At 51.0% G+C, this 15403-nt stretch carries 12 protein-coding genes; 4 read left to right on the top strand and 8 right to left on the bottom strand.

Annotated elements, in window-relative coordinates:
• Window positions 1-505: 505 nt before the first annotated feature.
• The 4 genes from vsr to Q8O92_11790 are packed head-to-tail and all read left to right on the top strand — an operon-like array spanning window position 506 to window position 4379.
• Window positions 506-922, top strand: a complete 417-nt coding sequence (gene vsr / locus Q8O92_11805; protein ID MDP2983998.1) for a DNA mismatch endonuclease Vsr — start codon at window positions 506-508, stop codon at window positions 920-922.
• Window positions 909-2072 (top strand): DNA cytosine methyltransferase, encoded by a 1164-nt coding sequence (locus tag Q8O92_11800; GenBank protein MDP2983997.1) that lies wholly within the window; start codon window positions 909-911, stop codon window positions 2070-2072. The genes vsr and Q8O92_11800 overlap by 14 nt, the downstream gene beginning before the upstream one ends.
• 19 nt (window positions 2073-2091) lie before the next feature.
• Complete coding sequence (locus Q8O92_11795; GenBank protein MDP2983996.1) at window positions 2092-3429, top strand: ATP-binding protein; 1338 nt, start codon at window positions 2092-2094, stop codon at window positions 3427-3429.
• A complete protein-coding gene (locus Q8O92_11790; GenBank protein MDP2983995.1) occupies window positions 3426-4379 on the top strand; it encodes a hypothetical protein in 954 nt (317 codons plus the stop codon). Before Q8O92_11795 ends, Q8O92_11790 begins: the two co-directional genes overlap by 4 nt.
• A gap of 136 nt (window positions 4380-4515) precedes the next feature.
• Here Q8O92_11790 and Q8O92_11785 read toward each other — a convergent pair whose 3' ends face one another.
• The 8 genes from Q8O92_11785 to Q8O92_11750 all read right to left on the bottom strand — a co-directional run bounded on the left by Q8O92_11785 (window position 4516) and on the right by Q8O92_11750 (window position 14901).
• Window positions 4516-5556 (bottom strand): AAA family ATPase, encoded by a 1041-nt coding sequence (locus tag Q8O92_11785; GenBank protein MDP2983994.1) that lies wholly within the window; start codon window positions 5554-5556, stop codon window positions 4516-4518.
• A gap of 186 nt (window positions 5557-5742) precedes the next feature.
• The gene (recJ, locus tag Q8O92_11780) at window positions 5743-7452 is read right to left on the bottom strand and encodes a single-stranded-DNA-specific exonuclease RecJ (protein ID MDP2983993.1); all 1710 of its coding nucleotides are present in this window, start codon (window positions 7450-7452) and stop codon (window positions 5743-5745) included.
• A gap of 3 nt (window positions 7453-7455) precedes the next feature.
• A complete protein-coding gene (locus Q8O92_11775; protein MDP2983992.1) occupies window positions 7456-9270 on the bottom strand; it encodes a hypothetical protein in 1815 nt (604 codons plus the stop codon).
• Window positions 9271-9275: 5 nt separating this feature from the next.
• Window positions 9276-10130 carry a 16S rRNA (adenine(1518)-N(6)/adenine(1519)-N(6))-dimethyltransferase RsmA gene (rsmA, locus tag Q8O92_11770; GenBank protein MDP2983991.1) on the bottom strand — a complete coding sequence of 285 codons (855 nt, stop codon included), beginning with the start codon at window positions 10128-10130 and terminating at the stop codon, window positions 9276-9278.
• Entirely contained in the window at window positions 10131-10898 is a 768-nt protein-coding gene (locus tag Q8O92_11765; GenBank protein MDP2983990.1) for a TatD family hydrolase, read from the bottom strand.
• Window position 10899: 1 nt separating this feature from the next.
• Window positions 10900-12903, bottom strand: a complete 2004-nt coding sequence (metG, locus tag Q8O92_11760) for a methionine--tRNA ligase (protein ID MDP2983989.1) — start codon at window positions 12901-12903, stop codon at window positions 10900-10902.
• Complete coding sequence (gene ricT, locus Q8O92_11755) at window positions 12903-13841, bottom strand: regulatory iron-sulfur-containing complex subunit RicT (protein MDP2983988.1); 939 nt, start codon at window positions 13839-13841, stop codon at window positions 12903-12905. The genes metG and ricT overlap by 1 nt, the downstream gene beginning before the upstream one ends.
• Window positions 13825-14901 (bottom strand): DNA polymerase III subunit, encoded by a 1077-nt coding sequence (locus Q8O92_11750; GenBank protein ID MDP2983987.1) that lies wholly within the window; start codon window positions 14899-14901, stop codon window positions 13825-13827. The genes ricT and Q8O92_11750 overlap by 17 nt, the downstream gene beginning before the upstream one ends.
• Window positions 14902-15403 lie beyond the last annotated feature (502 nt).

The raw sequence follows: 15403 nt of genomic DNA, 5'->3' as shown, positions 1-15403 counted from the left end.
ACGATAATAGCGCCGAATTGTGATTTTTCCAGTAAGGGTAAAAAGCAATTGACCGTCAGACTGGAAAAAAGGTTTGGCGGTTTTTTTTGCTTCCTCAATCTTTCTTAAGGTGTTTGCTGAAACCCAAAAGGTGCTCAAACATTTTAAAATCGCCAGACGTGATGTATGGCGGTTCTATTGTTGATGCAATAGCATTCTCTCCTTGTTTCCTCTGGTTAATAAAAGCTCGAAAATGCGAATATTAGTATAAAATATAGCACATTACTTCTTTGCCTTAAAATTCAAGGACTTTGGATAAGAAGTTATCTAAACCTTTTCAGTATATATTTAAAAGAGTGATTGACAAATAAAAATGCGTACCATTTATTATTACATAACATAAAGCACATTTTCGTATCGATAAAGGGATATATGCGAAAGGGGAATACCCCATCTCAACAAACGTCGATTCTTGACTTCGAGGCAAAGTTATGGCTGGCGGCTGACAAGATGGGCGTATGCGACCATGACAGACCGTTTAACTCCGAAAAGGCGAAGTTGGCTCATGAGCCGGGTTCCCTCGAAAGACACAACACCGGAATTTATCGTTCGGAGATTGGTTCATGCCATGGGCTATCGTTATCGCCTGCATCGTTCCGATTTGCCGGGAAAGCCCGATATCGTGTTGCCGAGGCACAAGAAGATCATTTTCGTGCATGGTTGCTTCTGGCATCGACATAAAGCGTGCCGAAAAGCAAGCGTGCCGAAAAGCCGGACGGCCTTTTGGTTGGACAAGTTCGAGAAAAATGTCAAGCGCGACACTCGAAACATCGGTATATTGAAGAAACAAGGATGGAAGATTCTCGTGGTCTGGCAATGTCAAACGACTGATCGCGACAAACTGGAACAGAGATTGCGTAGGTTTCTCGATGAACGGCACTAAGGGAACCCCCAAAACACGCCCGATTGGAATCGATTTGTTCGCCGGAGTCGGAGGAATGTCGCTCGGTTTCGAGCAGGCGGGATTCGATGTCGCCGCCGCCATTGAACAGGATCCGATCAATATTCGCACGCACATGGAGAATTTCCGGAACTGCAAGACGATCCAAGCCGATTTGTCAAGGCTCTCCGGTAGAGACTTGTTGGACGAGGCTAATCTTTTCGCCGGTTCCGTGGATGTTGTTTTCGGTGGGCCGCCGTGTCAAGGGTTCTCGCTGATCGGAAAAAGGGAAATTCAAGACGAACGAAACCAGTTGCTTTTACATTTCGCGCGCTTAGTGCGCGAAATCCAACCTCGCTATTTTGTTTTGGAGAATGTTCCGGGATTGTTGTTGGGCGATGCCATTGAATTGTTTCGAGCTTTCAGTCGGCGGATACGAAGAGCCGGATACGAACTCGTTGAACCGGTAAGGGTGTTGAATGCAACGGAATTTGGCATACCGCAGAAAAGACAAAGGGCGTTCTTGCTGGGATTCAAGAAGGAAATCGAACCGCCCAGTTATCCCGAACCGGCTTCTATTTGCGACGATTGCGGCCAGTTCCTATCGCCGACTGTGTGGGATGCCATCGGCGACCTGGCGCACCTCGATGATTGCCCCGAACTCTTCGATTCGGACCGATATCATGGTGAGCTCGGTTCGCTCAGTCGATACGTCAAATCGTTGTGTGCTTACGAAACATTCGAAGATGGCATCGATTCGCGGAAGATACTGAATGTACGCGGTCTAGGAGGGTGTTTTCGAACGAAGCACTCTGATACAACCCAGCGTCGCTTTGCGGACACAACACCAGGAACGACCGAGAAAATCAGTCGCTTCTTCCGATTGGCCTGCGATGGGGTCGCACCTACCCTGAGGGCGGGTACAGGACCGGACCACGGCTCGCATACCGCGGCCAGACCGATACATCCGAAAATGCCACGCTGCATAACGACGCGCGAGGCGGCGCGGCTCCATTCATTCCCGGATTGGTTCGAGTTTCATCCGACGAAATGGCATGGTTTCCGTCAGGTAGGCAATTCCGTGCCCCCGTTACTAGCGCGTGCAGTTGCACGATGCGTTATAGAACTTCTGTCAAACAACGAGTATAGTTAGAACGGATAAGGACGGATAAATGACTGATAAAAAGATAAACGCAATGCCGACGAAGGAACTCTTCATCGACATGCTGACGCGGGACATTCCGCTCATTCCGGCGATCATAGATTTGGTGGACAACTGTGCCGATGGGGCAAGAAAAATGGAGGGTGACGGCTCGTACAATAACCTTTGGGCACGCTTGGAAATATCACCAGAGGAATTCCGCATCGTGGACAATTGCGGCGGCATATCCGTTGAAATCGCTCGAAAGTACGCTTTCCGTTTCGGAAGGGCTTCGGACATGCCACTGGTGAAGCATTCGATCGGAGAATTCGGCGTTGGGATGAAGCGTGCCATTTTTAAGCTGGGCAGCAAGTTCAAAGTCGAATCGCTCACGGAGACAAGTCGATTCGTTGTTGAGGAGGATGTAAGAAATTGGGCAAGTAAACCCAAATGGGAATATGAATTCTCCATCATAGAGGAGGATATCGAGGTAAAAGAGGACAAACGCGGAACGACTATAACGGTTACCAATCTACACGAAGATGTGTCTCATTCGTTCGGTTTGGAAAACTTCAAAACGGAACTCGCGAACGAAATGAAGGCAAGACTTCAAGACCCAATATCGAAGGGCCTTGCCGTAACTCTGAACGGAATTCCCGTCGACGCTGAGCCATTGGAACTGTTGGGAGACGATCAACTGGCCCCCGCGTTCAAAGAGCTGCAATACGGGGATTCCCCCGAGAATCGGGTCAAAGTGAAACTATATTGTGGACTTGGCAAAATGCGAGATCCAGCTCTGGCAGGTTGGCACGTCTTCTGCAACGGCAGGCTGATTCTCGAAGCCGACAAGACGTATATTACAGGCTGGGGCGATAAGTCGAATGGGATATCGATTCCGGGATTCCACATGCAGTTCAATCACCTGCGAGGATACGCATACTTCGATTCGGACGATCCCGGCAGATTGCCGTGGAATACTACCAAGACAGGCCTGAACACGGATTCTTCCGTTTATCGGGCGACCAAACTAGAAATGATGCGCTTGATGCGTCCCGTCGTGGACTTCCTTAACAAACTCAAAGACGAGAAGGCCGATAGGGAAGATGAAGATGGGGAAAAAGGTCCTTTGGAGCAACTCATAGAGCGATCAAAAACGATGGATGTTGCGGATGTCCAGACACGCGATATATTTAAGCAACCTACCATAATGGCCAATCAAACAAAGGTCGGTCCCAAGATGCAGCGTATCCAGTACGATGTGCCACTCGACAAGGTGATTCGGGTCAAGAAGGCGCTCAAGGCTCACTCCTTCAAGCAAGTGGGCGAAAAAACCTTCGATTATTTCTACAATGCGGAGGTCGACGAGTGAACGAATCCAGCCTAGGTAAATTCCACTATGCGCTAAGACCGGCGAAGAACATCGAGCGGAAGATGTTCTGCGAAGCTTTTGCCAGACTTTCCCGAATTGCGCCTCTACCTACCTATCGCTATATCGGTTTCGGGTCTAACGAGTTTTGCGATTTCCGGCTGTTCCACGAACGTCTCGGCATCAAGGACATGGTTAGTATAGAAGGACGAACTGACGCAAAAAAGCGCGTGGAGTTCAACCGTCCCCATTCGTGCATTAAGATGGAGTGGGGCTTATCGCACGATATCCTGCCTACTCTGGATTGGCCTCGTCGAGCAATAGTCTGGTTGGATTTTGATTCGCCATTGGACGCCAAAAAACTTATAGACATTGCACTCGTAGCAGGAATTACAAAATCCGGTAGTGTGTTGCTAGTTACGGTTCCCGTAGAACCTGGTGATTCTTCCGAACCGGATGCAGCGAATAAGCGCCTGAAAGATCTGAAGGAACGTGTCGGGATAAACAAGGTCCCCTCTTCAATTGAGGCAAAGCACTTGTCCAAATGGGGAATGGCGAACGCGTGTCGGGTGATCGTACACAATGAAATTCTCCAAACGCTGAACGCTCGATGCGCTCCCTTGTCTCCCGACGCTAGTATCGGATACGATCAACTCTTCAACTTTCACTACGCAGACGGAACGAAAATGCTTACGGTTGGAGGCATTTTCCTTAACGGGAATGACCGGGAAAGGCTGTCAGTAAAGGAACATTTTAAGGATCTGGAGTTCACCCGTTCCAATGATACGGCCTATGCCATCGAAACCCCAGTCTTGACATGGCGGGAAATGCGCTTCTTGGATAAATGCTTGCCTCGCTCCGCCGCCTTCCCCAAGTGGTTGCCAGAGGAGGAACGCGAAAGATACCGCAAGTTATATCGCTATTATCCAAACTTCACCGAGGTCGAAGCGTAGCTTTTCGAAGAAAGAACCGTCTGAACGGGCGCAGGCAGCGCCAAAGGGAGCTGATTTTCAATTATTAAACGAAAATAGGAAGACAGAATTACGAAGAAAGAGGAGGAGCTTTTACTTTGTCACTTTGCCACTTTTTTTATTCCTGATACCAGTAGTTTCGTTCCGAACGGATGTACTTCTTGAGTTTCGTCGCCCTGTTGGTATCAAATCGTCCCAGCCTGTCCGTTATTCCCAGGTTTCCGACAATGGTATAGATATCCTTGGATGCCCTGCTCCCCGGGAACTGGAGTACAAACGGCATCATCAGTTCCGAGGAGTCGATTACGTGGGAATCATCCCGCACCATGCCGATGTATTCCATGGAAACCCCCAGATATTTTTCGGTAAGTCCGGCGAGTTGAATCCCTTCTTTCTCCTGGGAGTATCTCCGCAGCTTGTTCATGATCAGTTTGGGGTGGAACCGGGTCAGGATATCGCGGATCTGTCTTGAAGAGGCGGGGTCCACCTGGGTGATACGTTTAATCAGTTCGGGGATGGAAAGGCTGCCGCTTTTATTATTACGGCCTTCCCGCACGATAAGTTCGCTGATTTCTGTGCCCCGTTTGAATTCACGTTCAATCAGACGGTAGACGACGCTTTTGAGGAAGGAGTAGGCATTGATTTTGGCGGTCGGCTCGGGATTTGAGATGATAAAGCCCTCGTTGGAGAGCACGAAGAAATCAAGCGTGTTGAAACTTGTTCCGGCGCCGAGATCGATAAGGATATAATCGGCTTCAAGGAGTTCAAGGTGCTTCTGGAGGCGGACCTTGCTCTGGAAAGTGATATTGGCCAGTCCGACCATGTCGCTCCCGCCGCTGATAAGCCGGAGGTTCTCGCTTGGTGTAGGGAGGAGGATTTCCTGAAGGCTGCTGACGCGGCGGTTGAGAAAATCGGCCAGGGTCAGGCGAGGGCGCTTGATGTTGAGAATGGTGTGAAGGTTTGCGCCGCCCAGATCGGCGTCAACCAGAATGACCCGGTAGCCCATGGTGGCAAGCGCCACTCCGATATTGGCGGTGAGGGCTGTTTTCCCGGTGCCTCCCTTGCCGCCGGCGAAAGTCCAGACCTTTTTTGCGGTATTTTCCTGCAGGATATAGATAATATCCTCACCGGTATCCGGATTTGCTTTTGTTTCACTCATGCCGATGAACCCAGGTGATCAACCGGTTGTACCGCAGAAAACTGCATAAAAAATTTTGACAGGATTTACAAGATTTTACAAGATTATATTATACATTTTATTCTAATCATGTGAATCCTGTTAATCATGTCTAATGTTTTTTTCTTCATTTAATTTTTTTATTCTGTCTTTTTCAGACTTGTCCTTTTACCGTATCGCCTTTACAACGAGCTGAATGGTTTTTTTGCCCATCCACTCGTTCTCCTCAACATTGTAAAGCACGTCCATCGGCGGCGCATCGGATCTCACCCTGTCTTTGAATTCGCCCATATTGAACCCGATGGCGTCAAAACTGGCAGCCCCGTCGGTCAGTTTGAATTTCAGGTGATTCTTTCCCACAACCCGTGAATCGCTGACCGCTCTCAGGTTATGGGTCAGGAAGAGGGGTATGGGATTGTTTTCCCCAAATGGAGAAAGTTTGTTGAGGAAGTTGATCATATGACTGTTAAGACAGGAAAAATCGACCTCCGAATCGATGGTGATGCTCGGCGCCGGAATGCCTAAGGGCAGATCACGGCTGATAATCTCGCTGAACCGAAGCTTGAAATCCTCGATCTTGTCGGCTTTAATGGAAAGTCCCGCAGCATACTTGTGCCCGCCATAGGTGTCGAGGATGTTCTCACATTCGCTCATGGCTCCGCATATGTCAAATTCCTTGATACTCCGGGCCGAGCCTTTCCCGACACCCCCTTCAAGGGAAATAAGCACGGTAGGCAGGTAGTATTTCTCCACAATCCGTGAGGCCGCGATTCCGATCACTCCCTGGTGCCAATCCTTGGAGGCCAGAACGATGCCTCTATTCCAAACATCCTGATCGAGTTCGCGGATCATCGATTCCGCTTCGGCATACACACGGTCATTCATTTCGCGGCGGGTGGCATTCTCCTTCTCGATGTCATCGGCGATTTCCAGCGCCCTGAGCCAGTTCTCACAGGTGAGCAGCTCCACTGTTTTAGAGGCGCTCGACAGCCTTCCCGGCGCGTTCAGCCTCGGGGCAAGAAGGTAGATGATGTTGTTGGAATTGGAGCGGCCCTTCATGGCTTTCGATATCTCCATAAGGGCGGCGAGACCGGTGTTGGCGGTATTTTTCATGCGCTCTATTCCGAATTTGGCCAGAACGCGGTTCTCGTCCACTAATGGCACCACATCCGCCGCGGTCCCCAGAGCGACCAGATCGAGATCATCGTAGAGATCGGCGGGGTCCATTCCGGTATCGATAAAGAGGGCCTGGAGAAGCTTGAACATGACTCCCACACCGGCCAGATCACGGAATGGATAGCTGCTGCCAGCCAGCTTGGGGTCCAGAACCGCCATTGCGGCCGGGAGTTGGTTGGCCTGGGGTTCGTGGTGGTCGGTAATGATGAAATCCATACCCTTGCTTTTTACATACTCCGCTTCATCGAAAGCAGTTATTCCGGAATCGACTGTGATGATAAGCGTCACTCCCAATGCTGAAGCCCGGTCGATGGCTTCCCTGGAGACGCCGTATCCTTCCTTGAAACGATCGGGTACATGATAGTGAACTTTAATGCCCAGACTGGTCATTATCCTTACAAATAGCGCTGTCCCGCAGACCCCGTCCACATCATAATCGCCAAGCACCATGATCCGTTCGCCGGTATTCATGGCCTTCTTCAGCCGGGCCACCGCTTTATCCATGTCTTTCATGAGGAAAGGATCCCGGAGATCATCGAGCGAGGGATTAATGAATGCAGTTGCTTCCCTGATGGAGGTAATGCCTCTTATGGCGAGCATCCTTGCAAAGTGGACAGGCATGGGCTGCTCGTGGATTAAACGTTCTACAATAATCTCTATTTCATGACCGGTCAAAACCCAGCGCGGTACTTTTTCAACCATGGCTTAAAATCCATACTTTAATGTCATGCTGATGTAGTTTCTTATCTGGGGAGGTTCTTTGGTTGTACCTCTCACCACTCGTTTTAATCCGATGATGCAATCATGGCCGGATTGTCTCCGGCTGTCGAAAAGACTTATATCAAGACCATAGGTTTGATCGATTTCTCTGCGCTCTACTGTGTTCAATACAACCGAATAGTCTTTCCTTATGGCATATATGTAATGCGGGACGAAAATCATCCAGGGAGCAAATTCATATTCTACCGATATATCGGCAAATCTTCTGATCCCGTCTTCGGCCGGAATCCTGAAATCCCTTGTGGTAAGCCGGCCGTAATCGTTGTCTTCGAACATGACCCCGGCGGTGAATCTCGTCTTTGAAGATACTGCGCCTTCTATCCAGGTTTCAGATGACACCCGGCGGGTGATGGTGCTCCGGGGCATGGAATCCGAATCAAAATCGAAATCGATGTAGCTGGCATATAAACCTACCTCATGCCGAATTTCCACCGAGGGCAGCGGAGCATACACCAGTGAAGGAGAGAGCTGATAGGTTTTCATCCATTTATTTTGGGATGACTGCGATACGTCAATGTTTACATAATGCGTCTCCAACACCCGAAAGTCAAGTGCTGTCTTCAGATTCTCTGTCAACCGGCGTTTATATTTTGCCCCGCTTTCAATTTTCAATTCATCCCGGTTGTTCGCTACTCCCGGGGGAGTATCGATACGGGTGCGTTTAATCCATCCGATAACTTCGAGGCTGTCCAGTTTCCCAAGGACAATCCCAAAAGTACCCCGTGTGTACACATCAGTCTGGTTACGGGAGCGTATGATCTGCTCCACATTGCTTTCATCTTTGCTGTACCCGGTTTCCAGGAGCGCCGAAAGATATCGCCCCAGGGTTCTGCCATATCTTACTTCGAATTCCCTTATCCCTCCTTTGGAATTGGTCATGAATTTCGAGGATTGGCGACGGTTGTTTGCTGTATCGTCAATCCGCCGGTTTCCCAGATTCATCCTGAACGCGAACGCCGGAGCGGCCAGAATGTTCTCGATGATTCCCCGCTGGAGGGTCAGGATCAATTCCTGATCGGCGGATTCCCTCTCTTCTATGTTCTTTCTATCCACATCGGAAAGGTAACCCCGTTTGGAACGGTTGCCCCGTAATTCCAGGCCCACATCGGCCAGCGGATTTTCATATGTCAGGGCGCCTCTGAATTGAGAGACATCGTTCGTACGTTTCAGATTAGATGTTCCACCGTTGACATCCATCTGCGCATTGAGGTTTTTCATCCCGGAAAGCGGCGCGCCTGAATAGTGGAGCTCTCCTGCAACAGTGGTTCCGGTGTCACGGTAATCGAAACGGCGGTCGTACATCTGTCCCGCTTTGCCTGCCAGGTTCCAGTCCGGTGAAGGTTTATAACGGACCACACCGCCATAATTGGTGGTCAGGAGCGTATTGCCCAGCCGGTTCATGGTATCCCTGTTCCAGTCCTCCCCCATGTTCATCCGAACGTTGATCTTGTCGGAATAATCGTATTCCAGCTGAGCTTTGTTGTACACCTTGTCGTACCACCGGTTCCGCATGTCAGTTCCGGTAGTCAGGTTCACACTTGTGGAAAGGGCGCTTTCCAGGGTGCATTTCAGATTCGGCTTGAGAATGAATAAACCTGAATTGTTCGTCTGCCAGGTAAGGAGCCGGTCATTTCGCTCGAAGATTGCACTGCCGATTTTTCCCTCCCCTCCCGCATTGCCTGCACAGAGGGAGAAAAATCCGACGGCAATGATGACCGTCGCCGTCGAAGTGAACCTCATGGCTCCTACTCCGCATGGTTATGTAGCAATAAAAGTTCTTCATATAATGCATTGCTCAACTTTACGAAATCGGACACGCTCAGGTTTTCCGGCCGGACGGTGGGGCTGATGCATGCCATTTCCAGAAGACGCCCTGCTTCCTCTTCCGGTATCCCTCCGGAAACCAGGTAAGGAATCAGGGTATTCCGTACCATCTTGCGCCGATGGCGAAAAGCGGCGCCGGTCATTTCGAAAAATATTTTCTCATCCCTGAGGGGATAGAGATAATCCGGACCGAATGTAACGGCCACTACGCTGGACATGACCTCCGGAGGCGGATTGAATGCTCCCGGTTTCACATCCATTATTTTTTTCACCCGGGCGCACAACCCCAGATTGATCGTGGTAAGGCCGTAGTCTTTGGAGCCGGGTGAAGCGAGAAGCCGCTGAGCGACCTCTTTCTGTATCATGAGCACCGCAAACGACACGAGCGCCCTGTTCCGGATAAGGAGATCGATGACAGGGGTGGAGATATTATAAGGTAAATTAGAAACCACCTTTATTCGTCCGGGGGAATCACGGAAAACCTTTTGCATATCCAGAGCGAGGATATCGCCTTCGATAAGGTGAAAACCGCTCCTGCTCCCGAATTGCTCTGAGAGCTTTCCGATAAGGTCACGGTCGATTTCCACTGCAGTGACCTTCTTTGCCCGATCAAGGAGCAGTGAAGTGAGCACCCCTTTCCCCGGGCCGATCTCGAGGACCATGTCTCCGGGCTGAATGTCCGCGGCTTCCACAATCCGTAAGGCGGTGCGGCTGTTGGCCAGAAAGTGCTGTCCGAACCGTTTTTTCCTCCGGCGCCTGTCCTCTCTCTCAGTCATCTATCCGCCGATACCGAAGAGTGCACCGGCTGTGCGCCCTGTTACCGCGGCTACCTCCTCAACACCAAGATTTTTTATCTCCGCCAGCTTCTTTGCCACCTCGCCTGCGAATGAAGGCTCGTTCCGGCGTCCACGGTATTTCTGCGGGGCAAGGAACGGCGAATCGGTTTCGATCAGACACCGTTCCAGGGGAACTGCCTCTGCCACTTCGATCCGATCCGAATTCGGGTACGTCAGGGGACCGTCGAAGCCGATGCAAAATCCCATATCAACCAGCTCCAGGGCAAAATCCACTGCGCCGCCGAAACAATGGAAAACTCCTCTCAATCCTTTGAACCGCTCTATGCCGGCCAACTCGATTCCCTCTCTTTCCACCCGGCGGAAGTGGATGATGACCGGAAGGTTCATCTCTTTTGCCAGTTCAAGGTGTTTTTGGAAACTCTGCACCTGCATGTCACTCGGCGTCCGGTTACGGTAAAAATCAAGTCCGGTTTCACCGATGGCGACAATCTTCTCCCGCTTCGCAAGACGGGCGATAATCTCCATATCCTCCGGCAAAGCCCCAGCGACATTATTGGGGTGGATGCCCGCCGCAGCATACACTATTCCATACTTTTCCGCCAGGGAAATCGCTTTTTTGGATGACGCCGCATCGATACCCGGATCGATGATACAGCTTACGCCCGCTTCCGCCGCCCTTTCGATGACCTGGTCCCGGTCGCTGTCGAAGTCCTCAAAATCGAGGTGAGCGTGCGTATCGGCGAGCACTTCAGCTCACTTTCGAGCCGGGACTGACTTTCCCGGACGGGTGAAGGAGAAAAAGCTTGTCAGTATCGGTAACCGCGAGGACCATGCCCTGGGACATCTCGCCCATCATTTTGCGGGGTTTCAGGTTGGCGACAAACACCACCTGTTTGCCGGTAAGCTCCTCCGGCGCCACATACTGAGCGATTCCCCCGAGAATTTTACGCCCGCACATACCGTCATCGATCTCGAGCCGAAGCAGCTTCGAGGACCCCTCCACACGCTCTGCTCTGGTAACCGTTCCGACCCTGAGATCGACTTTCCCGAACTCCTCGATATCGATGAATCCCTCTTCCGGCGAAACAGGCGGTTTGGCCGCCAATGAGGGTGATTCCAGTATTTCCTTTTTATCTTCCATGACTGTGGATTTCTCCTTGTCCGTATTGGCGTAATTAATCTCGGCTGTAAGTGTTCCCCCTAAATTGAGTTTGCCTTCCAATACTTCTATCCTCGGGAACAATGCCTTCCCTTTTTCCAGGCGCACCCCTTTCGGAACCAGGGGCACATGGGAATGCTCAGAAAGCCGGGAATCGGCGACATCTCCGGGCAAAGCGAGGGCATTCCACATCGCTGCCGCAGTGGCAGGAATGTAAGGCTCTAGAAGGATGGCGACACCCCCGCTCACACAGGCCAGGTCATAGAGCACAGAGGCCAGGTCGCCTCTTTTTGCGGGGTCCTTGGCCAGATTCCAGGGCGCGCTTTCCTCTACCCGCCGGTTGGCGGCCCGCACCAGCTCCCAGACAATATCACAGGCAGCCGAAAGCTCATACTTTTCCATCGCCGCGATCCATTTTTTAACCGTCTCCGGGTAGGACAAGGAGAGGGCATCGGGGGGCAGCCCGGCGTCCAGCGGAATAGCGCCGCCGAAATAGCGGCCGATCATGGCAACAACCCGGCTGAACAGGTTCCCCAGATCGTTCGCCAGGTCGCTGTTGTATCGTTCGGTGAAGCGGTCGTAGGTGAAATCGCCGTCATTTCCGAATACCACCTCACGGAGGAGGAAATACCGGAGCGGGTCGGCGCCGAACCGGTCCGCCACATCGAGGGGTGACAATACATTGCCAAGGCTCTTGGACATCTTCTCCCCACGGTGGTAGATGAACCCGTGGCCGTAAACGGAAACCGGAATCGGAACGCCTGCGCTCAGGAGCATGGCGGGCCAGATTACACAGTGGAAACGGGTGATATCCTTGCCGACGACATGGAGATCGGCCGGCCAGTATTTACACACCAGGGTTTCATCGCTTCCCCCGAAACCGAGAGCGGACAGGTAATTGATCAGGGCGTCGAACCAGACATACACAACATGGCCGGGGTCTTCCGGCAGGGGAATGCCCCAGTCGAATCCTGAACGGGAAACGCTGATATCTTCAAGACCGCTCTCTAAAAGACGGACGATTTCGTTTTTCCGCGTTTCCGGCCGGATGAAATCCGGATGCTTGCGGATGTGTTCCAGCAGGGGCGGGCCGTACCGGGAAAGCCGGAAAAAATAATTCCGCTCCTCGATCCAGGAAGGGACTGTTGTATGGTTCGGACATTTTCCCTCAACCATGTCCTTTTCCTGGATGAACGTCTCGCATCCCTCGCAGTACCAGCCTTTATAGACATCGGAATAAATGTCGCCGCCGGCATCGATCCTTTTGAAAAGTTCGATAACTCCGGTGATATGGCGAGGCTCCGTGGAACGGATGAAGTCATCATTGGAGATGGAAAGCTTCCGCCAAATCTCCTGGAACCGGGGCGCCATGAGGTCGGAGTAGGTCATGGGATCGAGGCCGCTCTCAAGAGCTTTTTTCTTGACATTGATGGAATGTTCGTCGGTTCCCATGCAGAAACGCACATCGTATCCGAGAAGCCTCTTCGCCCTGGCGATACAATCCGCCGCAATCTTTTCATAGGCGGTTCCGATATGGGGCAGGCTGTTTACATAATCTATGGCAGTCGTAATATAAAACTTGGGTTTTGTCATCAGGAAACCGCCTCCGGATCTTCGTTGTTCTCCGGGAGATTGTTCAAGCATTCTTTGCCGCACCCATTACATTCTTTCTCTCCCTCACCTTTGGGCGTTGGCGCCGACCGGAAAAGGGTGAATTCGCTCATTCCATGGGTGCTCTCGATACCTTTTTCATCCTGGAGGACGAAATACTCGTTGGGGATGTCAACCTTCATCACCCGGTACTGTCTGCCTTCACCCCTCACCAGGGCGCCCTCCTTCGGGAGTACATCGGCCTGGATCTTATAGAAATCTTCCTCGAATGCCAGGCAGCACATGAGTCTGCCGCAGAGTCCGCTGATTTTGGAGGGACTCAGGCTCAGGTTCTGGTTACGGGCCATCTGGCTGGTGATCGGCTCGAACTGACTGAGGAAGGTTTTGCAGCAGAGGGTTCTCCCGCAGACTCCGATTCCTCCCAGCCTCCGGGCCTCATCGCGAACGCCGATCTGCCGCAGCTCGATGCGGGTTCGGTATTCGGCGGCCAGATCTTTCACCAGGGCGCGGAAATCGATACGTTTGTCGGCGGTGAAATAGAAGCAGATTTTATTGCCGTCGAACTGGTATTCGACATCCACCAGTTTCATCTTAAGATCGTGTTCTTCGATTTTCTTCTGGCAGACTATGAAAGCCTCTTCCTCCTTCGATCGATCATCCATCATGATCTCGAGATCAGTGTAAGAGGCAAGCCGGAGGATATTCTTTAATTCCTTGACCTGGGGGAAAGAGGATTTTAGACCCGAGCGGTTAAATCTGCCGATGTGTTCTCCACGGTCCGCTTGAACGATGACGAAATCAGAGGGTCTGAGTACTATACTGTCTGGCCGCAGGTAGTAATCTCTCCTGCTGCCTTTGAACTCTATTTCATAAACCGTAATTTCCGGAGAACGAACAGGATTGTTATCTATAGGTGTCATGTATCTCGTATAGTAGTTTGGTCATAACATTGGAAATATTCACATTTCGGCCAAGCATTTCGATAGCATTTTCGAGCCTGCCCGATAACCTGTGGAGAGAAGCGAGATTCGTCGCATCCGCCAATTCGCGCATAGATTGGGGAAGCACGTTCTCATTTTTACATATTCCCGATTTCAGTTCCAGGACGGAGCGTGTACAAAGCGCAAAGCCGTTAATTATCTCCTCGGCATCACGCACTTCCCTGGACCAGAGGAACGGAGCGGCATTGGCTGTTACAGCATCTGGTCCGCCCAGTGCCACATTCCGGTAGATTTCGTACGACTTTGTCCGTCCATCTTCCTTGTTTTGGAAGGCAAACGCTTTCGCAGTCTTGATGCTGCCCTCACCGAACAGGGCGCATGACTTCATTTGTTCTGCGGTCAGATCCGGAAAATTTTTCAGGTACTCTTCAATTTCCTTTTCCTTCAAACGCCGGAACCGCAGAACCGACGCCCGTGACACGATTGTCGGCAGAACCGAGGATATCCGTTCTGTAGTCAGGATGAAATGCACATCATCCGGAGGTTCCTCGAGGATTTTCAGGAGCATGTTGCCGGTCTTGTCATTGAGTCGATCCGCCTGGAAAATAATACATACCCTGCGTCCGCCCTCGAAAGAACTCTCCATCAGACGTTCCTGCACTTCGCTGACCAGATCAATCACAATCTGACGGTTTTTCTCGTACTCTACCGGCTGATATCCCTCCCGGATCAGCTTACGGTGTTTCTGGATATCCTCGTACCATTCGCCGTCATCCTTTACCGGCCTGCTACGAAACGGGAAGAGAAGATGCAGGTCCGGATGCTCGATCCGTGACGACCGTATACAGGCGGAACAGGAGGTGCAGCCGGAAAGCGGACCATTCGTACAGAGAAGCATCCGGGCAAACTCAAGCGCCGTTTCGCCCTTCCCGGCGCCGTAAGGGCCTGCGAAGAGAAGGGCATGTGGTATCTTCCCCGTTTCAAGCATGGAAGCGAGAACTTTTTTTACATTCTCCTGGCCGACAATCCTGTCAAACACAATTCCTCCGGGTGACGCTTCGACGAGTTCAGCGTCCGCAGACTGAGAACTGAGCTTGTCGAAGTATCTCACGTATATATAACAGACAAAAGGGGCTTCTGTCAAGCATTTATACCGGAATGGCCATCCCCCATTTTTTATTCGGCGATAGATATGCCATATTACTTATCTGCTCTTTAGATAAAATCCCCCCGCCGCATAAAGCGGCGACCCCCTTGTTAAGGGGGTAAAAGCTTGCCTGCTAACATGATTCCCCCCTTAATAGGGGGGGATGTCCGACAGGGGGGATTAGTCCTTCAAGAGGACTTAAACCCAAGAATATTTTCAAGAATATATTTTCGTGGAAAGATAAGGATCATAAAGAGTTACAAAATATTGATTTAAAAAATATAGGGGATGGCCAGTTTATACCGGAATGTTGAAATCTGAGGGAAGAGAATAACATCTGAATTCTGAAAGATAAAGGGAAAAGGATGAAGGATGAAAATGAAGGATATACGCT

It is taken from the genome of Candidatus Latescibacter sp., from assembly GCA_030692375.1.
Classification (GTDB): domain Bacteria; phylum Latescibacterota; class Latescibacteria; order Latescibacterales; family Latescibacteraceae; genus JAUYCD01.
Note: the sequence above shows the minus strand (reverse complement) of the source record. Positions and strands in the feature narration are given on the sequence as shown.

Bases quoted from the DNA above. Each gene is read 5' to 3' on its own strand.
- Q8O92_11775 (MDP2983992.1), bottom strand. From the start codon at position 9,270: ATGAGGTTCACTTCGACGGCGACGGTCATCATTGCCGTCGGATTTTTC.
- Q8O92_11785 (MDP2983994.1), bottom strand. From the start codon at position 5,556: ATGAGTGAAACAAAAGCAAATCCGGATACCGGTGAGGATATTATCTAT.
- recJ (MDP2983993.1), bottom strand. From the start codon at position 7,452: ATGGTTGAAAAAGTACCGCGCTGGGTTTTGACCGGTCATGAAATAGAG.
- metG (MDP2983989.1), bottom strand. From the start codon at position 12,903: ATGACAAAACCCAAGTTTTATATTACGACTGCCATAGATTATGTAAAC.
- Q8O92_11800 (MDP2983997.1), top strand. From the start codon at position 909: ATGAACGGCACTAAGGGAACCCCCAAAACACGCCCGATTGGAATCGAT.
- vsr (MDP2983998.1), top strand. From the start codon at position 506: ATGACAGACCGTTTAACTCCGAAAAGGCGAAGTTGGCTCATGAGCCGG.
- ricT (MDP2983988.1), bottom strand. From the start codon at position 13,841: ATGACACCTATAGATAACAATCCTGTTCGTTCTCCGGAAATTACGGTT.
- rsmA (MDP2983991.1), bottom strand. From the start codon at position 10,130: ATGACTGAGAGAGAGGACAGGCGCCGGAGGAAAAAACGGTTCGGACAG.
- Q8O92_11795 (MDP2983996.1), top strand. From the start codon at position 2,092: ATGACTGATAAAAAGATAAACGCAATGCCGACGAAGGAACTCTTCATC.